This is a genomic window from Sphingobacterium tabacisoli (assembly GCF_017908035.1).
GTDB classification, from domain to species: Bacteria; Bacteroidota; Bacteroidia; order Sphingobacteriales; family Sphingobacteriaceae; genus Sphingobacterium; species Sphingobacterium tabacisoli.
In genome coordinates, this window is sequence record NZ_JAEQMU010000001.1 from 2,430,269 (window position 1) to 2,449,952 (window position 19,684).

At 41.1% G+C, this 19,684-nt stretch carries 19 protein-coding genes and 1 tRNA gene; 11 read left to right on the plus strand and 9 right to left on the minus strand.

Annotated features, from left to right (window positions below):
- Positions 1-129: 129 nt before the first annotated feature.
- Positions 130-561, plus strand: coding sequence for a hypothetical protein (locus tag JKG64_RS10280; protein WP_210354174.1), 432 nt, complete (start codon positions 130-132; stop codon positions 559-561).
- A 25-nt stretch (positions 562-586) separates the two neighbouring features.
- Here JKG64_RS10280 and uvrB read toward each other — a convergent pair whose 3' ends face one another.
- Positions 587-2,614 carry an excinuclease ABC subunit UvrB gene (gene uvrB / locus JKG64_RS10285; RefSeq protein ID WP_210354175.1) on the minus strand — a complete coding sequence of 676 codons (2,028 nt, stop codon included), beginning with the start codon at positions 2,612-2,614 and terminating at the stop codon, positions 587-589.
- Between the two features lie 123 nt (positions 2,615-2,737).
- Between uvrB and upp the strand changes: the two genes are divergently transcribed.
- The 3 genes from upp to JKG64_RS10300 all read left to right on the plus strand — a co-directional run bounded on the left by upp (position 2,738) and on the right by JKG64_RS10300 (position 4,604).
- Positions 2,738-3,385, plus strand: a complete 648-nt coding sequence (gene upp / locus JKG64_RS10290) for a uracil phosphoribosyltransferase (RefSeq protein ID WP_210354176.1) — start codon at positions 2,738-2,740, stop codon at positions 3,383-3,385.
- 113 nt (positions 3,386-3,498) lie between these two features.
- Positions 3,499-3,972 (plus strand): ribonuclease H-like YkuK family protein, encoded by a 474-nt coding sequence (locus JKG64_RS10295; protein WP_210354177.1) that lies wholly within the window; start codon positions 3,499-3,501, stop codon positions 3,970-3,972.
- 62 nt (positions 3,973-4,034) lie between these two features.
- Entirely contained in the window at positions 4,035-4,604 is a 570-nt protein-coding gene (locus JKG64_RS10300; protein WP_210354178.1) for an AAA family ATPase, read from the plus strand.
- Here the strand turns inward: JKG64_RS10300 and JKG64_RS10305 are convergent.
- On the minus strand, positions 4,573-5,187 hold the full coding sequence (locus tag JKG64_RS10305; RefSeq protein WP_210354179.1) for a S24 family peptidase: 615 nt from the start codon (positions 5,185-5,187) through the stop codon (positions 4,573-4,575). The two genes, JKG64_RS10300 and JKG64_RS10305, sit on opposite strands and share 32 nt — an antisense overlap.
- 324 nt (positions 5,188-5,511) lie before the next feature.
- Here JKG64_RS10305 and JKG64_RS10310 point away from each other — a divergent pair, with 324 nt between their 5' ends.
- From JKG64_RS10310 to JKG64_RS10325, 4 genes are all read left to right on the plus strand, one after another.
- Positions 5,512-5,745 carry a hypothetical protein gene (locus JKG64_RS10310; protein WP_210354180.1) on the plus strand — a complete coding sequence of 78 codons (234 nt, stop codon included), beginning with the start codon at positions 5,512-5,514 and terminating at the stop codon, positions 5,743-5,745.
- Between the two features lie 117 nt (positions 5,746-5,862).
- Entirely contained in the window at positions 5,863-8,793 is a 2,931-nt protein-coding gene (locus JKG64_RS10315) for a hypothetical protein (protein WP_210354181.1), read from the plus strand.
- Between the two features lie 264 nt (positions 8,794-9,057).
- Positions 9,058-10,212: a clostripain-related cysteine peptidase gene (locus JKG64_RS10320; protein ID WP_210354182.1), complete on the plus strand. Its 1,155-nt coding sequence runs from the start codon at positions 9,058-9,060 to the stop codon at positions 10,210-10,212.
- Positions 10,213-10,681: 469 nt separating this feature from the next.
- Positions 10,682-11,092, plus strand: a complete 411-nt coding sequence (locus tag JKG64_RS10325) for a BrxA/BrxB family bacilliredoxin (protein WP_210354183.1) — start codon at positions 10,682-10,684, stop codon at positions 11,090-11,092.
- Positions 11,093-11,166: 74 nt separating this feature from the next.
- On the opposite strand, the gene JKG64_RS10330 is transcribed toward JKG64_RS10325, so the two are convergent.
- The 4 genes from JKG64_RS10330 to JKG64_RS10345 are packed head-to-tail and all read right to left on the minus strand — an operon-like array spanning position 11,167 to position 14,178.
- Positions 11,167-11,358: a quinol oxidase subunit 4 gene (locus JKG64_RS10330; protein ID WP_246512527.1), complete on the minus strand. Its 192-nt coding sequence runs from the start codon at positions 11,356-11,358 to the stop codon at positions 11,167-11,169.
- A 60-nt stretch (positions 11,359-11,418) separates the two neighbouring features.
- Positions 11,419-12,036, minus strand: a complete 618-nt coding sequence (prfH, locus tag JKG64_RS10335) for a peptide chain release factor H (RefSeq protein WP_210354184.1) — start codon at positions 12,034-12,036, stop codon at positions 11,419-11,421.
- 2 nt (positions 12,037-12,038) lie between these two features.
- Entirely contained in the window at positions 12,039-13,439 is a 1,401-nt protein-coding gene (locus JKG64_RS10340) for an RtcB family protein (RefSeq protein WP_210354185.1), read from the minus strand.
- A gap of 7 nt (positions 13,440-13,446) precedes the next feature.
- Positions 13,447-14,178, minus strand: coding sequence for a hypothetical protein (locus tag JKG64_RS10345; RefSeq protein ID WP_210354186.1), 732 nt, complete (start codon positions 14,176-14,178; stop codon positions 13,447-13,449).
- A 394-nt stretch (positions 14,179-14,572) separates the two neighbouring features.
- Between JKG64_RS10345 and JKG64_RS10350 the strand changes: the two genes are divergently transcribed.
- A complete protein-coding gene (locus JKG64_RS10350) occupies positions 14,573-15,952 on the plus strand; it encodes a type III PLP-dependent enzyme domain-containing protein (RefSeq protein WP_210354187.1) in 1,380 nt (459 codons plus the stop codon).
- A 253-nt stretch (positions 15,953-16,205) separates the two neighbouring features.
- Here JKG64_RS10350 and JKG64_RS10355 read toward each other — a convergent pair.
- A tRNA-Pro gene (locus JKG64_RS10355) sits at positions 16,206-16,279 on the minus strand.
- Positions 16,280-16,480: 201 nt separating this feature from the next.
- On the opposite strand from JKG64_RS10355, the gene JKG64_RS10360 reads away from it, so the two are divergent.
- Complete coding sequence (locus JKG64_RS10360; RefSeq protein WP_210354188.1) at positions 16,481-16,876, plus strand: group III truncated hemoglobin; 396 nt, start codon at positions 16,481-16,483, stop codon at positions 16,874-16,876.
- Between the two features lie 13 nt (positions 16,877-16,889).
- Entirely contained in the window at positions 16,890-17,192 is a 303-nt protein-coding gene (locus JKG64_RS10365; protein WP_210354189.1) for a Smr/MutS family protein, read from the plus strand.
- A gap of 10 nt (positions 17,193-17,202) precedes the next feature.
- Here the strand turns inward: JKG64_RS10365 and JKG64_RS10370 are convergent, their stop codons facing one another.
- Both JKG64_RS10370 and JKG64_RS10375 read right to left on the minus strand, forming a co-directional pair.
- Entirely contained in the window at positions 17,203-18,594 is a 1,392-nt protein-coding gene (locus JKG64_RS10370; RefSeq protein ID WP_210354190.1) for a M20/M25/M40 family metallo-hydrolase, read from the minus strand.
- 72 nt (positions 18,595-18,666) lie between these two features.
- Positions 18,667-19,665, minus strand: a complete 999-nt coding sequence (locus JKG64_RS10375) for a 3-keto-disaccharide hydrolase (protein WP_210354191.1) — start codon at positions 19,663-19,665, stop codon at positions 18,667-18,669.
- Positions 19,666-19,684 lie beyond the last annotated feature (19 nt).

Genomic DNA, 19,684 nt, shown 5'->3' on the forward strand with positions numbered 1-19,684 from the left:
AATAAGCTTCCGAATATACTTTAATCAAATTAGGAACATTAATTGCTCTACAAGATAGATTAGAAGTTAGAAAATAGTACACCGCTTACCATTAAGCACCAAATCATTGACACTTAAAAACAATCTACTATGAAAACACCTATGCTATTATTATTGCTATTTGCCCTCTTCTCGAGTAGCTGTCAGTCTTCAAAAGTATCTTCGTCTACACCAAGTACCGATACCTTAACCTCTGTGGGAGGGGATAAGGATAGGCATGGCTGTCTCGTTGCGGCTGGTTATACCTGGTCTCAACTGCGGAGTGAATGTGTTCGCCCATTTGAAGAAGGCATCGCATTACATGCGCTAAACACATCAACCGCCTATCAGACATCGGCGTATATATTAGTGGATAGCGCTAAAAATGAAGCTGAGGTTTTCATTCCTGAAGAACAGAACAGTATCCTCTTAAATCAGCGCAACGCAACGACTTACACCAACGGCAGATTTACCCTTGTTCAGGAAGCAAACTGCTGGACGCTAAACTTAAACAAAACAGCCCTTTATCAGGAGAAGAAATAAAAATCGGGACGATTTGGATAACTTATTATCCAAATCGCTCTTCATAGGATTTCTCCAAGGCAAACATTTCATCACGAAGCTTTGCAGCTTCCAAAAAGTCCATTTCTTTCGCTGCCTTTTCCATCCGCTTACGTACCGTATCAACCGCCTTCTTAAGGTCTTTTTCACTCATATAAGCAATCAAAGGATCTGCAGCTACACTGACGCCTGGTTCAGGTTCGACATATGGCTTTTGTTCTCCCTTAAAGTCCGCAACAGATGTCTGTTCCAATATCTCTTCGCGCGTTTTACCGACTGTACGTGGCGTAATTCCGTGCTCTACATTATATGCAATCTGCTTTTCCCGGCGTCGGTTGGTTTCGTCGATGGTAACCCGCATACTGTCGGTCATCTTATCGGCATACATAATTACCCTTCCCTTCTCATTACGAGCTGCACGTCCGATAGTCTGTATCAGTGAACGCTCGGAGCGTAAGAAACCTTCTTTATCCGCATCGAGAATAGCGACCAGAGTCACTTCCGGTAAATCTAACCCTTCACGTAATAAATTGACCCCTACTAATACATCAAACTCTCCCAATCGCAATCCCCGTAGTATCTCCACCCGTTCCAATGTTTTCACCTCAGAATGGATATAGCGTACCTTTATATTTAGACGGCTCATGTATTTAGTCAGCTCCTCGGCCATTCTCTTTGTCAATGTTGTAGCCAACACACGCCCACCTTCTTTTATCGTTTTATCGACCTGTTCCAGAAAGTCGTCCACCTGATTCATTGCCGGACGCACCTCAATAATAGGATCCAATAGGCCAGTAGGACGAATGACCTGCTCAACGATAAGACCTTCAGTCTGTTGTAACTCATAGTCTCCCGGAGTAGCGGATACATATATTGTTTGATTCGTTAGCGACTCAAATTCTGGGAAATTCAATGGCCTATTGTCCAACGCTGCCGGGAGGCGGAAACCATGCTCGACCAATGATATCTTTCTCGAGCGGTCCCCTCCATACATCGCACGCAGTTGAGGCAAGGTTACATGGCTTTCATCGATGACCAATAGGTAATCTTCAGGAAAATAATCCAAAAGGCAGAAGGGTCGTGTACCAGGTTCCCGACCATCAAAAAATCGGGAATAGTTTTCTATACCAGAACAGTATCCCAATTCACGCATCATTTCCAAATCGTAATTAACACGCTCCTCTAGGCGCTTAGCTTCCAGCATCCGGCCTTCTTCTTCGAGCTGGGCTTTGCGCTGTACCAGCTCCTCCTGTATAGCCCAGATAGACTGGGTAAACTTCTCCTTAGGTGTTACAAACAGTGTAGCAGGAAAAAGAGATAACGTTTCATGCTTTAACAAAGTCTTACCACTGATAGGATCTATTTCACTAAGTTCGTCGATTTCATCCCCAAAGAAAGAAACACGATAAGCGTTGTCCAAATAGGCCGGATAGATATCTACCGTATCGCCCTTGACCCGAAATGTCCCCCGCTTGAACTCCGTAGTCGTCCGTGCATATAATATTTCCACCAACTTATGTAAAAATGCGTTCCTAGACACCGTCATTCCTACACCGAATCGAAAGATTGACTTCGAGAAATCATCGGGATTCCCCATACCGTAGATACAGGATACCGAAGAGACCACAATGACATCCCTTCGCCCAGACATTAATGCCGAGGTACTCGCCAACCGCAATTTTTCGATTTCCTCGTTGATCGCCAGATCCTTTTCAATATAGGTATTGGTTGATGCGATAAACGCTTCCGGTTGGTAATAATCATAATAGGACACAAAATAGTTGACCGAATTCTCAGGAAAGAACTGTTTGAACTCTCCATATAACTGCGCAGCCAGCGTCTTATTATGACTTAGTATTAAAGTTGGCTTTTGGGTCTGCTGAATGACATTAGCTACCGTAAAGGTCTTTCCAGAACCGGTCACCCCCAGAAGTGTCTGATACGTATCTCCTTGGTTTACTCCCTGTACTAATTCTTTTATCGCTTGTGGCTGATCTCCGGTAGGATAATATTCTGACGTAAGTTGAAATTTCATAGTGCTCCTTCTATTGTAAAAATACCAAATTTAGGACCGTTTTCACAGTACATTCCTATTATTATGACGGAAAAGAAACTAAATAGGCTTTTTTTCGTAATTTGGTCAATAAATACCATTACCATGATTCATATACTGACAAAAGAAAACAGCATTGCAAACCATTTCATTTCGGAGCTCCGGGATAAGGAAATCCAAAAGGATAGTATGCGCTTCCGAAGGAATATCGAGAGACTTGGCGAGGTGATGGCTTATGAAATCAGTAAGACATTTACCTATTCACCGGAAGAAATAGAAACTCCCTTAGGTGTCGCCGAGATGCACACTCTACAGGAACAGCCAGTGCTTATTACCTTAATCCGGGCAGGCCTTCCTTTTCACCAGGGTTTTCTCAATATCTTCGACCGCGCTGAATCAGGCTTTATAGCTGCACATAGACACACCAAGAAAAGCGGGGAATTTGAAATTCACCGCAAATATCAGAACACTCCGAATTTGGACGAGCGTATCGTAATCGTATCAGACCCTATGCTAGCAACCGGCAAAAGCCTTGTTCTTTGCTGCAAGGAACTACTCAGCGAATACAATATCAAAGAGCTTCATATAGCATCTATTATCGCCAGCCAGGAAGGCGTTGATCACGTCCGTGCATTCATTCCCGAAGCTCAGATTTGGCTTGGCGACGTCGACAATGAGCTGACCAGCAAATCTTATATCGTCCCAGGTCTGGGCGACGCAGGAGACCTGGCCTATGGCACAAAGGAGCATTAAGAAACGATGACTATATAACTTGATAACAAGACAACTTCATAACTTAAAAATAACACACAATTAATAGATAATGAACACGATAACCCTATATTTAATTAACAAAATTATAACTTATGGAATGGCAAAAATACAATGGCGAATACCTTCGCCTACCAATTATGGATGCTGTTGAAGCTGCAATCCTTAGAGAGAATCTACTTGGAAACAAACTCAAAGTTTTCATCGGCACCGATTCCCAAGTAAAACGCGGAACAGCCGAATTCGCAACCGTAGTCGTATTTCTACGCGAGCACAAAGGGGGATTTATGTTCATCCACAAAGACCGTAAAGCCCACAACATGAGCATCAAGGAACGTATGCTATTAGAGGTTCAAAAATCCATCGAAACCGCTTATCACCTCTGCCCTATTCTCGATCAGTATGAAGTCGATCTGGAAGTACATGCCGACATCAATACCAATCCTACTTTCGAATCCAACGTCGCACTGAAAGAAGCAATGGGCTATATTCTAGGGATGGGCTTTGTATTCAAGGCCAAACCTGAATCTTTTGCCAGTACAAATTGCGCTAATAAAATTGTGCAATAAAAAAAGATTAACGGATTAGAGCCTTTACGTAACTCCAAAAAAATGCTTAATATTGTTCCTCCATGAACAATATAGAGGACTATTTACGGAAAATCGCAGTCGTTGGCCCTGAATCAACAGGAAAATCGACAATGGCTCAATACCTTGCTAAGGCACTGGACAGCTCTTATGTACCAGAGTATGCCCGATACTACTGCAAGAATCTACAGAACCAATACAGTCTGCAAGATGAGACCAATATGTTCTATGGACAAATAGCCCTAGAAGAAGCTATCTCCTCCCAAGTCAAAAGCAATGTATTAATCTGTGACACCACTATTATGACCGTAAAAATATGGTGTGACCATTTATTCAACCATACTCCAACTATTGTCCTAGAGGAAATAGAACAGCGTAAGTATGATTTATACTTATTGATGGATATTGACCTACCCTGGGAAAACGACCCACTAAGAGATTTTCCCCAAGAAAGGGAACATTTTATGGAAATCTGGAAAAAGGAACTGGATAACAACAATGCAAACTACAACGTAATATCCGGATTAGGTGATCAAAGGTTAAAGAATGGTCTTGATGTCTGTCATTTTTTTCTAAACAATTCTACATCGACATCATTGAAAGAACACCTTTAACCTTGTAAACAGCTTTTACAAGCGAGATATCAAGTATAAGATCATCAAAGTCATCCGTATTTTTAGCTACTAACCTCCAGCTTTTTTCATTTAAGCCACGGATAAAACGAACAACATTTATTTTTTCTGAAACGATGAGATAAATATCACCAAACACAACTGCATCTTTATCTACCTTCTTCACAAACACCATACTTCCATGCTCTATCTCCGGACTCATAGAGTCTCCTTGATTAATAAAAGCAAAGTCACTACCAGCCAAGATTGATATTTCTAATTCATCCACAATAGGCATTTGAGACAAATCAGTATTAAATTCTTCCGAGCTCATGTTATAAAGCGGAATTTTAGGGGCTGGCTCATCGACCTTCAGCATAGCACCTTCTCCCGTCAATAACCAAGCTTCATTAATATCAGAAAATCTCTCTACGATAATTCCCGCTAGATTTTTACTGATATCGTAATTACCTTTCTTTATCTGGTACAAACGCTCTGCTCTACTCAACCCTATTTCTCTCGAAAAAGAGTTAACATTCAAACCCAAATATTGTATTACTTGATCCAAGCGACCCCAGTTAGACATATTATAATTTTATATAAAAAGTACCAAAATAACAAGTCTTTACACAAGACTAACCTCATTAAAAACGAAAGCTCTTTAGCTTACGCTACACTATACGTCATCATCTTGCACACATTGAGATAACACGCACGTGAACTAAACAAATATTAGGCCAATTTAAGGAAAGCAAATTTAATAACAAAAAAACAATTGATTATTGCATAACACAATTTAATATTGTACGTTTGTGTAGTTCAAAAACTACAAAACTAGACAAAGAAATAATAATAAACTAAGCGAGACATAGTCAACAAACCAAAACAGACTCATTAACCAGTTAAGATTATGGATTCTAAAGCATACAAAGACGGAAAAGATAAATCAACGCAAAAAGAAATAAGCAAAAAAGACATAATGAGCATATTAGCTCTAAAAAACATAAGAATAAAAGATAAAAAATACGCAGAAGAGCACTTAACATTTGAGCAAAAAAGCGAGAAAACCTCTTTTGAAGTAAAAGTAACCGACATCGACGGTCAAATCCACATGTTCCATCTCGAACTAAAAAGGTACAAATAAATAAATTTTCAAATTTAATTTTGTTATACAATATTATGTTGTACTTTTACAAAATATTACATTATTAGATATCAAAACAATATTAACGTAACTGAATTCAAATTTCAAAAGTAGAATATGAAAATTAGAAATCTATCCAAAGTCGCCTTAGCTATTGCCATAAGTAGTGCAGTAGTACTCGAAGGCTGTAAAAAGTATGACGACGATATATCGCGTCTAGAACAAAACATCAGTCAGAACACCTCTGATATCGCTTCCCTAAAAACTTCATTAGCGTCACTAGCGACCAACATGGTAGTTGAATCTGTCACCTCTGTACCTGGTGGTTTTGATATTGTTTTTAAAAAACCTGATGGAACTAAAGTACCTTACCAAATTAGAAACGGCGCAGACGGAGCCAAAGGAGACAAAGGCGATACTGGCGCAACCGGATCTAAAGGTGACACTGGCGCAGCTGGTGCAGCAGGAAGCTCACCAATCGTAACCATTGGTCAAAATGGTAACTTCTGGATTGCCAACAATGGTGGTGCTGCTGCAGACACAGGCGTGAAAGCACAAGGACCTAAGGGAGACAAAGGTGACAAGGGAGAAACTGGAGAAACTGGACAAACCGGACAGACAGGACAAACAGGTTCTCAAGGGCCTGCAGGCCAAAACGGAACAGTGGTATCTATCGTAACTGGAAATGACGGCAAACAGTACTGGGCACTAGACGGCACTCAAACCAACGTACAGGCATACGCTGGAGATATCGCTGTAGTGGAGGTTGACGGCGGTTACAATGTTATATTCACTGATGCAAAAGGTGCTACATCAGACTCTGTTTTCTTAGCTACAGAAGCTGTTGCAGTCAATAGTCTCTCTATTGTTCCTACATTTACAAACAACAATAGTCCAGTCGTATTCTTCCCTCGTATTGTAGAAAGCAACACAAACAGAACAACCTTATTACAGGGATACGCAGAGATTAAATACAATTTAAACCCATTCGGTGTAAAAACTGAAAACTACGATGCAACTGGACTATTAACTCAAAGTTCAGAAAAAGTTGAGTTCCGTTCATCTGGAGGAACAATCAATAGCAACTTCACTGCAGTAGGCCCAGCTGTAAAAACATTTGGTGACATTACGGTAAAATACCGTCCATCAAATGCAAACTCCACATTCCCTACAGCATCTGCTACTACAGATCTATTCATTGCGCTACAAGTAAACAACGCGAAAGCCGCTACTGGTCAAAAATTTGCTGCCTCACCATTCAACATTGCTAAAGAAGAAATTGTTGAGAAAGATGAAATCACGATTGAAAAATCTTCTAGAAATGCACAATCAACAGGCGATAAAGTAACACTGCTTAATGGAGTTAATCCAGTATTCACGGGATCAGGTAACACAGCAGCATTCGTTGATGGGGGTAGTGGAAGCCAGTCCTTAGCACATACGAAAGCACAGGCTGACGCTAGAACAGATGCAAACTTTGAGTTACACTTCAAGAACGACGCTACAACAAACCTAGATAACAACACATCATATAGAGGCGGTATCGTATTAGATGATAAATTGAACGGCTTCTTTGGTCGTGCACAAGTAAATAATAACATCGTCTCTATGGATGACCATGGCTTGTCCGATTACAACTTACGTTATGATATTGATCACTATTCAAGTACCGATCCAGAAAAAAGAGAATGGCTAGATTTGGATCCAGTAACTGGTAAAATTTCAGTTAAGATATCTACGACTACTCCAAACACATACAACTTTGGAGCAACAAATAACTATGCTGTAGTAAGGGTAAGCATTTACCCTGGAACAGGAAGCACAAACGTTATTGCTCACCGTTTTATCAAAGTTAACTTTGTACAAAGCGCGGTAGCACCAGTTGCTGTAAATGGTACATTCTCCCATGATGTAGTAAACACAGCTTCCGTTAACAAAAACATCACTTGGAGCACACCTACCACACTAGATGCAGCTTATGCTACTACAGGAAAACCAGCAGTGGACTTCCATAATGTATACACATTTGCACCTTCGGCAGGAAATCCAGCTGGATTTACATTTGATGTACCTAGTATGAACGCGCCACAAGGTTCCCCACGTATTGTTGCTATCGAAAACACAGTAATGCCTGGCACATATACATTACATGGAACATATACCTCATCTGTATCAACAGACCCAGCAGTAAATGTAACGATCACTGTAACTGTAACTGGAAATAACATTACCACATTAACTAAAGACTTACCATTCTGGGATGCAAACCAATCGTTTGGAATCATCAACGGAAAACTAGTTAGTGGCAATTGGGAGCTTCACGCTAACCTATGGGATTACTGGACTGAAACTACAGTTTCCGGATCCAATCTACCAGTTATGGGTTACGCTTTCGGTGTTTCTCCTGCTGTAAATGGCATCAACATAAGTGGAAACGAAGTACAACTAAACTCAAGTCAAGCTACTGCTCGTGCTAAAGTCAACAACGGTATGGTTTCACTAAGCATCAATAGAACTGTAAATGGTGTTACTTACAACAATGGACTTCAGACTTCGTTCGACGTTAAGTTCATCAATCCAGTAAAAGCTATTGAAGCTAAAACTCCGTACAAAGAGTTTACTGACAAAGAAGTTTCCGGAACGAATGTCTCTGAAATCGACGTAAGAAGATTGATTACAATCAAAGACTTCAACAACACCGTACTTTACAATTTCAATGGAGGCTTCTCAGGCACGAAGAACACTGGCTTAATTAGCGATTACGGCATCAATGGTATCTCCCCTACGTTTGGAAGTTACAATTTAACCAATGTATCATTCGTACGTTACGAAAATGCCAATGGTACTGCAATTTCAGCACCTTCTGGCGCAAGTGCAAGCGTAAATGGCCAAAACCTTGTCTGGACTAACTCCGGAGCAAACTTACAACAGTCAATTTACTTGGTATACAAAGTTACGGTAACTAACAAATTCAACGTTGCCGGACTTCCTGCGACTGAAGCTGAAGTTGTTAAAGAAATTAAGATCAGGGTTAATCCAAATATCTAATCTCACACTAACTTAGTAAACAGTTCATATCTTTTAGAGGGCGGCAATAGCCGCCCTTTTTTAAATAAGAATTATATCTCACCTATGCCTCGCTATCCACAATAAAACCTAAAACAATGAATAGAGAACTAACAGAAACCCTCATACTACTCTTAACGAGCAGTATAGGACTATACTTTTCAACTCGGCTTTACACTAAACTCAAAAAGAAAAAACTGATGTAATAAAGAGATTAACCCTAATTACACATCTAATTATCATGCCATGCCAAAAGCATTATCGTATTTCTTGTTTTGTGTATTAGTTCTATTCGGTTCCTGCAAAGACAACTCAGAAAAATCAAAGATTGAACCGGAAGCTAAACAAAAATTCAGAACCGTACTAGTATATCTCGCTGCCAATAACAGCCTGGAAGAAGAAGCTTACAAAAACATGCAGCAAATGGAGCAATCTATAGGTGATATTGATGGCCACCTGATTGTGTATGCAAAACTTCCAAATCAACGGCCTGCCCTTTACGAAGTAAGCAAAAAAACAGGAAACAAAGGGGGATTAATCAAAATCAAAGACTATCCTCCCTATAGCTCATCAGACCCCTTAGTCATGAAATCAGTAATCAAGGAAACACAAGAACTATACCCCGCAGAGAGCTATGGACTGATATTATGGTCTCACGCCACAGGATGGATACCTGCAAGCCAAGGGGGAATCAAACTCAAGTCTTTTGGTGATGACGGTGGACACGTCATGGATATCACGGACCTCAACAATGCGCTCAGCAACAATTTTGACTTCATTATGTTTGACGCATGCTCCATGGCTAGTGTAGAAGTGCTCTACGAAATAAAAGATAAGTCAAAATATTTCATCGCATCGCCCGGCGAAGTGATCTCCAACGGAATGCCCTATCATAAGATCACGAACGAATTATTCTCACCTGAACCACAGGACTACAAAATCATTGCTGAAAAATACTATAACCACTACAACAGCCTATCAGGACTAAATCGATCAGCCACGATCTCTATTATCGAAGCCGGTCAACTACATAAGTTAGCGGCACAAACAAAGACCACTCTTCATTCACAGTCCCCTCTACATACAGATTTTAACCGCAACTATATCCAACGCATGGATTTTGATCGCATCGGCAATCCACTCATAGCATTTGATTTCTTAGACTTTATCAACCAAAACTACAACAACAGCAATAACTACCAAAACACAAAGAGCGCTCTAGAAAAAACGATCCACTACAAAGCAAATACCCCATTATTTAATGGTTTTGAGATCCACAAAAACTCAGGATTAACCTGTTATATCCCACACAAAGACAACAGTAGAGATACACATACTTTTTATAAAAGCTTAAAATGGTACAAAGACAGCGGATTTGATGCACTTTTCGATCTTCAATAAAATGAAAAATACTCACAATTGGGTATAGGATTATGCAAAACCAGGGCATACTTTTGTTTGTAAGTCAAATAATTAGCAGCAAATTAAACAACAAACTTTATGAGAGTGGCCATATTGCGTCAGTTGGAAACAGCGAATAACATTTGTCCAATCCAACTAAAAATAATGTTAGAAACCTTAAAGCAAGGTAGCTTTAAACAAAAGCGAAGTTTTAAAAAACACTTTATACTCGGGCAAGAATCCACCACCACTGCAAAACGCACATTCGTATTGACAAATCGGAATGATCCCAACATTAGATACGAATTAAAAGTGTATGGATAAATAACTTTACAATCTGACATTATACTGAGGATAACATCTTGCTAGGTCTCAGATAATAACTTATCTTTGTATCTAAGGTAACAATGCTTTTATCGCATGTGTCTATCTTGCTTTATTTTATATTTTAAATTTAATTTTTATACACATGTATCCAGAATATTTAGTTGCTCCAATGCGCCAGGAATTGGTAGATGCGGGATTCCAAGAGTTGAAGACTGTAGAAGAGGTTGATGCTGCAATACCTTCAGAAGGTACTGTTTTTGTTGTAGTAAATTCTGTTTGTGGATGTGCGGCGGCTAATGCTCGTCCTGCGGCTAAAGCTGCAGTGAAAAACGCAAAGCATCCAACCAAATTAGTTACTGTATTCGCTGGTATGGAAAAAGAAGCTGTAGATAAAGCACGTGACTATATGTTGCCATTTCCACCGTCATCTCCTGCAATGGCACTTTTTAAAGATGGAAAATTAGTCCACATGATCGAGAGACATATGATCGAAGGCAGACCTGCTCAAATGATAGCAGACAACCTTGTAGCTGCATTTGATGAATATTGCTAATAAAGCACATTATTTTGAATTTTAAAGACTAAAAGGTTCCGCTGAAATAGCGGAACCTTTTTTTTGCATCTTCACTAGCGGTTATTACCTTTTCCGCGCTTGTGTTTTTGTTGCCCAGGCGCATATTCTTTAGCAGACTTATCACCATGCACCTTCTTTGCTTGCCCAGGAGGAACATGCCCATGAGGGTGCTTATTAACATAACAAGAACTAACGCCAAATGCGATCAGTACGGCTAATACTACACTTATTTTTATCTTCATCATACGTTTACATTTTCTACGACACAGCATGGCAAATATCAGACCAACACATATCTCCGTATTTTAAAACAACTCCTGCTTGATGGTCTTCACGGCATTCCCGCGTTCCAATTCATTATGTGCCTGCCATTGATCCTGTTGCTGCTCCAATAGTTGTTCCGTCTGCCAGACCAACACCTTTGCTTCCAACCTGGCCAGACAGGCTTTCTTGTTTTCCAACTGCGACCGTGAATCCATCGCGACCACCTGTATTCCGGAAGGCAGATGTTTTGCACGGACTGCAGTCTCTACTTTATTGACATGCTGTCCCCCGGGACCAGCTGAGCGACAGGTATCGATTTTCACCTCTTTTACATCCCAACATAAAAGTTCCTTTACATCAAAAGTGGCAACTCCTACAAACCAATTCTTACGTTTGTGATACTTGCGGTAAGGACTTGGTGCCACCCACTGCACTGTTCCCACCCATTCTTCCAGGAAACCCTCCAAACGACTCCCTGTAAGCATCATTGCAGTCGACAGTAAAGTCCCGGTCAACTGTCCAAGCTTATTTTCAAGCACCTCTAGCCGCAAACCCTGCTTCTTGGCCTGCTTAACCATCAAGCTCTGCACCTTAGCCACTACCCGACAACATTCCAATGGGCCTCGTCCTGCGGTAATCTGTATAATCATCCTCTCCATCACTAATCTTTATTCATCCTTACAATACGCGGATAGAACTTCCCTTGTATATCGACCAGTTCCCTTTGTCCTGACATTACCAGGTCAATGTCTTTATACGCCAATGGACTTTCTTCAACGGTGCCTCCAATCAAGGTCACTCCAGCTTGCCCTAACAGTTTTTTCATCGCCGATGAAGTCATACTGTCTTTCGCTTTTTTTCTACTCATAGCCCGACCTGCACCGTGCGATGCGGAGAATAAGGCATTTGCACATCCCTTTCCTGACACAAGATAAGCCGGCGTGGTCATGCTACCCGGGATAACACCAAGCTCTCCAGCGTGTGCGGGAGTCGCCCCCTTACGATGCAGGACAACTTCTTTACCATCCTCTAAGGTCTCTTTCCACGCAAAGTTGTGATGATTATCTACCATACAGATTGATTTTAATCCCAATGCTTTTAACAGGTTTGAATGTATACGATCATGACAGGCTTTAGCATAATCGCCTGCCAAGGTCATGCTGATCCAATACTCCTGTCCAGCTTCGGTATCCATATCAAGCCAAGCGAGTTGCTGTGCATGCCGTGGCAACTTACAGCGATCGGTTGCAATCTTAGTATAATGCATTGCAATAGCCGCTCCTAACCCGCGGCTCCCTGAATGTGTCAATAATGCAACATACTTCTTGGCTGGCAGACCTAAGCTGTTATCACTAAACAACTCGATCTCTCCAAACTCCACAAAATGGTTTCCTTTGCCGGATGTTCCCAGCTGCCGCACAGCCTTCCCTTTCAAAGGTTTCAGAAAAGCTATCTCATCGAACAGCCTGCTGTCCAAAACTGCATGCTCCTGCCGAATATCCAGTCCCCCTTCCATTCCAAAATGGGTATGATTTTTCAATGCCTGCTTAATCTGATACGCATACCGTTTCAGAAAACCCTCACTTTCATCAATAATAGACAGCGCCATCCGACAGCCGATATCCATCCCCACCGCATAAGGGATCACCGCATTATCCGTAGCCAAAACCCCACCTATAGGTAAACCGTACCCCATGTGTGCATCGGGCATCAATGCCCCCTGAACACTAATAGGGAGCAGGCTCGCTAGTTCCATCTGCCTCTTGGCAGACTGTTCTATTTCCCTACCTCCATATATCTTAACAGCTACAGGATCATCCACCAAACTGTGTACCGTATAGGTCGCTCCTTGGACACGTCCTATTATTCTTTCGGCTATCTTATTTGTTTGCTCATTTGCAAGATAAGCCTCAGGATTATTTTTAATAGCTACCAACAGTTCCAACAATTGCTGCTTGTTGTAATGTTTGAAATTTTTGGACACGGTATTAATCACCAAGCTCCGTAGCTGATCATTAAGGTATCCTATTTTACTTAAATCTTTTGTTCTTAAATTTCCCATATGGGTTTTATGCATCTAACGCTAGATAGGTCTCTTTGGGACTATATCTAGGTATATTTTTAATTTTATTAATATATCTAATGCGCTCGCCTGACCACCGCTTCCAACTGTATCCGGCTCCATGCGTCAATGTATTGATACGTGGCCCCAGATTGTGATTAGTAACATGATCCTCTATATAAGCTAACTCTCTTTCGATAGCTATATCGAGCACCTGCACATGGGTAATCATATGGGGCGCGATTTTCAATCTATAACGCCAAGGCTCTGAAAACACATACTTGATAACCCGACATTTTGTTTCTACATGATAGGTGTCGACACAACTAAAACATGCCTTTTCCTCATCTGTAAGCTCCAAGCGATTGATATCCCAACTGTAAGCTGAAATCTCCTGCAGTATTTGCGACTTAGAAGTATACTGGTATCGTCTTTTACGCCGCTTTCTTTGTTTAAAAGTTTTATCGTAATGATACTCAACCGTATTGATCTTGCTAAGCAAAGTCTCATAAAACAACGCCTTTGCATCATACCTCAGATCTTCGTGGAGCACAAAAAAGCGCTTCCATCCCCGCTGATAGGGGTGCTTTAAAGGCTCTAGCGGCAACAATCGCCGCTGCTTCCAAAGGTCTAAGCGTCGCTTTTCCAATCGCATCAGCTTTTTATCGCGATTCGCCCTAACGAGTCGCTTTTTCTGACGTGCCGTTTTTATAGGGCACAACCATTCTTGTGTGTACATCACACTTTCAATTTATTTGTATTGAATTTGATTGTTGATTTCTATTCGTCCTAAGTAAGGATATACCCTTTAAAAAAGCGCTCAGAAAAAGCCCATAAAAGTTTGGAGGCAGGCAAACACAGTACAAACGACTTGCACTTCTATTAAATTATAAGAAAAATAGTTTGACTGCCTTTTTAGGCAATAAGCGAAAGGGGCGATATGTAGATCTGTTCTGTCATGGTTCCTTGATGTTTTAAAAGATTAATAAATCAAGAATTGCCAGCAAACATAGGGAATTAATTTGATCCAAGCAAAAAAACATAAAAAGCACCATTTATTACCTATTTTACACCTTAACGAAGCAGTTTCTCAACCTTACCTTTGCGTTATTTTAACTTTACGCAATTTGTAAATGAAAGAACATCTTATAAGTGCCCATGAGATTAGGCTCCCCAACGAGTTTTCTATCGATAATGCTTGCCTTACCTATAGAAATATAAATCTCCTGGAGTTGGTAAAGAAACACGGAACGCCTTTAAAATTCACCTTTCTTCCTTCAATCACCCATAAAATTAAAATAATGAAAGATTATTTTAAGCTTGCATTTGACGTGAACAACTATAAAGGTAAGTATCAATATTACTACTGTACAAAAAGCTCCCATTTCAATCATGTACTAAGAACAGTTCTATCAGCTGACGTAGGTATCGAAATTTCTTCAGCCTGTGATACCGACCTCATCAGTTCACTCGTCAAAACAGGTGATTTACCGCCTGATACGCAGATTATTTGCAATGGATACAAGACAGAAGAGTACCTGACGGGCATATTCAAACTAATACGCGACAAACAATGCACCATCCTTCCTATTGTGGACAGCAAGAGCGAACTGGAACGTTATATCGAATACAGCAAGACCTTGACCAATATGAGCGTAGGAATCCGCCTCAACATGAGTTACATCTCTAGCTATGCCAGAGAATCAAGGTTTGGCCTCTTACCAGAAGACATTCTATATCACTACAATACAGGTATTGTTGGGAATGACAATTTAAAACTAACTACTCTCCATTTCTTTAACGACAAAGGTATTGAGAATACGGATTCCTACTGGACTACGCTAGCTGAGGTGGTACGTTTTTATTGTTATCTAAAAAGGATAAATCCCGATTTAACGACATTGGATATTGGAGGAGGCATGCCCTTTAAGGATAATCTGGACCATAATCTCCATATATCAGAACTGATATTCCGCATGGTAGCTATCATCAAGGATATATGCACACTAGAAGAAGTGGACGAACCGGATATCATAACTGAATTTGGCAAATACACCGTTGCCGAATCAACAGGAACCCTATTTAAAATACTGGAGCGAAAAAAAGGAAATGAGCAGGACTGGGCTATTATAGACGGTTCCTTCATCACACATCTTCCTGACACCTGGGCTATCAAACAGAATTACCCCGTTCTTCCTATCAACAATCTAGAAAATGATTTAATTCCTTATACTTTGGGCGGAATAACCTGTGATAGCGCGGACTTTTTCCCAAACAATGCCGACACGAAAGCCATTATGCTTCCAGACACACATGACGAACAATTTGTAGCCTTTTTCCACACAGGGGCTTACCAAGAGGCTTTGAGTGGCTTTGGAGGCATCAATCATTGCCTTATCCCGGCAGCAAAACATATTATTATAGACGAAAATGCCTTAAAGGAGATTGTTGTTTCCACTTTTTCGGAACGACAAAGCAGTAAGAACATGCTTGAAATACTGGGATACCAATAAAGATTAAACTTCAAACAGAGGAGATTCCGGGGGCACCAGAATCTCCTCCGGATCGAACCACGGTTCTCATCTGTCAACCCTGTAAACGAAAAAAGCCCTAACTTTCGTTAGAGCTTTTTTTGTCGGGGTGGCAGGATTGCTTCAGACCCACAGCTCCAAACACATCCATGAATTTCCTCCGGATCGAACCACGGTTCTCATCTGCCAACCCTGTAAACGAAAAAAGCCCTAACTTTCGTTAGAGCTTTTTTTGTCGGGGTGGCAGGATTCGAACCTACGACCTCCACATCCCAAATGTGGCGCGATACCGGGCTACGCTACACCCCGAAAAGGTATCACCTTTAAAGTGATGCAAATATAAGGAGTGGTTTCGAATATTCAAAGTCAAAAAGTCAAAATAATAGCCAATACGCTGATTTTTTGATGAATAATTTTACAGCAGTTATGGATGAAGCAAATACAGACGTTATTCTGACGACAATATCAGAAAAAATGAAGAACTTTATCCTGTGCTAAAATAGATGTGCAATGGAAAAAAAAGATATCACAACCCTGGACGACGTCAAACTACTTGTAGACACGTTTTACGGTCATATCCGTGAGGATGAAATGCTCGGTATTATTTTCAACCAAAACATACAGGACAGATGGCCTGAACATCTTGCCAAGATGTATAAATTTTGGCAGACATTACTACTGGGTGAATACACCTATGATGGACGCCCATTTCCTCCTCACGCTCACCTGCCAATCGGCAAACAACACTTTGCACAATGGCTGGTATTATTCGGCAGCACAGTGGATAGCTTATTCATTGGAGAAAAGGCCAATGAAGCTAAGTGGAGAGCTCAGAAAATGGCTGTAATGTTTCAAAGCAAACTGGATTATATACAGAATAATCCAGACAAATCGATTATTTTCTAATCTCTTACCCAACATGTCCCGTACGTTGCCCCGCCCACCCAAAGTCGTAGATCTGCATGCCGATTCTATTGCAAATTTTGAAGACTATGATATCGACGAACTCCTTGGCCTTTCTCTCGAAAAACTACGGGACAATCTAGATGCAGCCATATATTGGGAGTATACGCAGATAGAGTTTATTCATGGTAGGGGAAAAGGCATACTTAGAGAGACGGTATACGAAGAGCTCCGCTACTATAAGGAAAGTGGCAGTATTTCATCCTACCACCCCTCCTATCGTAACTCAGACATCGTAGTAGTACATATCGGACTATAGTCGAAGCTGCTTAATTCGGTAAAGCCTCGTAATGGGTATCTATCAGATATAATAATGATGCCAATGCGGCAACCCCGGATTGTAGTTCGCGCTTATCCACCGCCTCAAAAACATCCTTGGCGGTATGATGTAAGTCAAAATAACGATGAGGATCCGGCCTAAAGTTAAACATCAACGCTCCCGGATAATGCTTACCCCACACTCCAGAGTCCACCCCTGGACTCCCTGGTAAAAATCTGGAAACCCAATAGGATTCCTCAAACAACGGCTTCCAACTGCGCTGAATCCAAGCTACAGCTTCAGCCCCGCCTTTGATATCAAAACCTCGAGGAGCAAATCCTCCAGCATCACTTTCAATCGCAGCAATCAACTGTTCCCCGTTCTGTTTAGATTGTAAACCGTATTGTGAAGCTCCATGTACCCCATTTTCCTCATTCATATAGAAAACTAAACGTATAGTATGCTTGGGCTTGTAGCCTAAAGCCATTAACGTACGTAAGGCATCTAGTGTCCCCATAGTTCCAGTACCATTATCATGCGCTCCCTCTCCGACATCCCAAGAGTCTAAGTGACCTCCGATAGTGATAATCTGCTCGGGATGATCGGTTCCTTTCCATTCGCCAATAACATTATGCGAAAGCACCTCCCCTTTCCAAGCACTATGCTGCCGTAAAAAGACTTTAAGATGAGGAGCTTCCTCTAATGCGGCATGTAACGTATTTGCTCCGACTGCTGATATGGCCATCGCTGGAATACTATCAATTCCCTTTACGTATCGCGTGGCGCCTGTATGAGGGTAATCATCTATTCCAGAGCCTAGCGAACGAAACAAATAAGCTACAGCTCCTAATTTAGCAGCCTCAGCCGGTCCACGGCTACGCTGTGCACTATTTAACCCATAAGCCACCCCAGTCTCCACGAGAGATTCATCCCAAGGTTTGTTCACAAAGACAATCTTTCCCCGCACCTTGTCACCGTATTTACGTAAATCTGACAGCAACTCCACTTCGATAACTTCAGCAGTTATACCTTCCCCTGGTGTAGCGACCGAACCTCCTAAAGCCAATACGTTCAATTTTTGATTACTTCCTAAAATATAAGCTTCCTCTTTAGCTCCTCTATCCCAATAAGGCACCTTTACCTCCTGCAAATACACTTTATCAAATGGCAATTGCCCCATTAATCCCTTTGACCAATCAACAGCCTGTGCTACCTGTGCTGATCCCGCAATCCGATGCCCAATATGTTTGGTCAGATACCGAAGGTTTTCATAAGCTTCGCCTTTATAGAACGAATGCTCATAGATCTTGGCTATCATCAAAGAATCCTGCGTCGCAAAAGCAGAAAAACTTCCGAATAAGAATAGAAACACAACTCCCAATCCAAGTTTTATATGTAGCATGGCAATACAATAAAAATGGTCTGCCAGCAATAAAGAATACTCCTAACAGACCATTGTAAATGATTAAACAGTTTATTTTGCTGGCGTAATACTGATCTTTCTAAATTCAATACCAGTATGGTCTCCTTGCAAATAAATTGGCCCAGGTTCACCTTCTTTACTATCTAAAGCACCTCCTGTTATACCTGGAATCTCTTGGTTATTTATAATAGTCTTACCATTAGAAACGATAGTCACCATTCTTCCACGAAGCGTAATCTCGTAGGTATTCCACTCATTTGCTCCTTTTGTAGTCATTTCACTAGGCGCTAAGAATCCGTAGACACCGCCATAGTATAGCGCTCCCGGATGTCTATCTTTTGGTGAGTCTTCAATCTGCACTTCATAACGTCCACGAAGATAAATTCCCGAGTTACCTCCTTCAGTATATCTAAACTCTGCTGTTAGTTTGAAGTCTTCAAACTTCTGATCTGATATTAAATTAGCACCGGCTTTTTGATTGATCAAGATACCATCTTTCACCACCCATTGGTTATCTTCACTCGAAGTCTTCCATCCAGTCAGATCTTTTCCGTTGAACAGATCAATAGGCTCTCCCCATTGTGCCTCTCCCTGACGGGCCAGATAAGGAGCTTTTACGCCGGAGAACTTAAACACATTCCCTTTATTTGTTGTGATAGTACCTTTTATTTCTTCACCTACAAGTTCTCCCTGAATAGTGAAGACGCCTTCACCTCCCTCCCATTGTGGAGGTATCTCAAACGAAAACTTACCTTGATTTAATTTAATGTGAGATACCGGGCGGCTACTTCCCGCATCAGCTACAAAAGCACCAACCAATACATTAAAACCGGAAAGCTTGACCTCAAGCCACGAAGGCACTTGTTTTCCTTCTTTTTCTACTGCAATATCCCATCGTCCAATCAACCCTTCTGCTTCTTTAGGGATAGTTTGTGTAGCAGCATTGTGAATTTCTTCTTTATCCGCTTTTTTTCCAGCTCCATCACAAGCGCTAAATCCTGTAATGACAAGCCCAGAAAGTAGGGAGTAGACAACGTATTTCTTAATCATAGTGAGTTATTTATAAGGT

Excerpts from the sequence above, each read along its gene's own strand:
- JKG64_RS10280 (WP_210354174.1), top strand. The coding sequence starts at position 130 with ATGAAAACACCTATGCTATTATTATTGCTATTTGCCCTCTTCTCGAGT.
- uvrB (WP_210354175.1), bottom strand. The coding sequence starts at position 2,614 with ATGAAATTTCAACTTACGTCAGAATATTATCCTACCGGAGATCAGCCA.
- upp (WP_210354176.1), top strand. The coding sequence starts at position 2,738 with ATGATTCATATACTGACAAAAGAAAACAGCATTGCAAACCATTTCATT.
- JKG64_RS10295 (WP_210354177.1), top strand. The coding sequence starts at position 3,499 with ATGGAATGGCAAAAATACAATGGCGAATACCTTCGCCTACCAATTATG.
- JKG64_RS10300 (WP_210354178.1), top strand. The coding sequence starts at position 4,035 with ATGAACAATATAGAGGACTATTTACGGAAAATCGCAGTCGTTGGCCCT.
- JKG64_RS10305 (WP_210354179.1), bottom strand. The coding sequence starts at position 5,187 with ATGTCTAACTGGGGTCGCTTGGATCAAGTAATACAATATTTGGGTTTG.
- JKG64_RS10310 (WP_210354180.1), top strand. The coding sequence starts at position 5,512 with ATGGATTCTAAAGCATACAAAGACGGAAAAGATAAATCAACGCAAAAA.
- JKG64_RS10315 (WP_210354181.1), top strand. The coding sequence starts at position 5,863 with ATGAAAATTAGAAATCTATCCAAAGTCGCCTTAGCTATTGCCATAAGT.
- JKG64_RS10320 (WP_210354182.1), top strand. The coding sequence starts at position 9,058 with ATGCCAAAAGCATTATCGTATTTCTTGTTTTGTGTATTAGTTCTATTC.
- JKG64_RS10325 (WP_210354183.1), top strand. The coding sequence starts at position 10,682 with ATGTATCCAGAATATTTAGTTGCTCCAATGCGCCAGGAATTGGTAGAT.
- JKG64_RS10330 (WP_246512527.1), bottom strand. The coding sequence starts at position 11,358 with ATGATGAAGATAAAAATAAGTGTAGTATTAGCCGTACTGATCGCATTT.
- prfH (WP_210354184.1), bottom strand. The coding sequence starts at position 12,036 with ATGGAGAGGATGATTATACAGATTACCGCAGGACGAGGCCCATTGGAA.
- JKG64_RS10340 (WP_210354185.1), bottom strand. The coding sequence starts at position 13,439 with ATGGGAAATTTAAGAACAAAAGATTTAAGTAAAATAGGATACCTTAAT.
- JKG64_RS10345 (WP_210354186.1), bottom strand. The coding sequence starts at position 14,178 with ATGTACACACAAGAATGGTTGTGCCCTATAAAAACGGCACGTCAGAAA.
- JKG64_RS10350 (WP_210354187.1), top strand. The coding sequence starts at position 14,573 with ATGAAAGAACATCTTATAAGTGCCCATGAGATTAGGCTCCCCAACGAG.
- JKG64_RS10360 (WP_210354188.1), top strand. The coding sequence starts at position 16,481 with ATGGAAAAAAAAGATATCACAACCCTGGACGACGTCAAACTACTTGTA.
- JKG64_RS10365 (WP_210354189.1), top strand. The coding sequence starts at position 16,890 with ATGTCCCGTACGTTGCCCCGCCCACCCAAAGTCGTAGATCTGCATGCC.
- JKG64_RS10370 (WP_210354190.1), bottom strand. The coding sequence starts at position 18,594 with ATGCTACATATAAAACTTGGATTGGGAGTTGTGTTTCTATTCTTATTC.
- JKG64_RS10375 (WP_210354191.1), bottom strand. The coding sequence starts at position 19,665 with ATGATTAAGAAATACGTTGTCTACTCCCTACTTTCTGGGCTTGTCATT.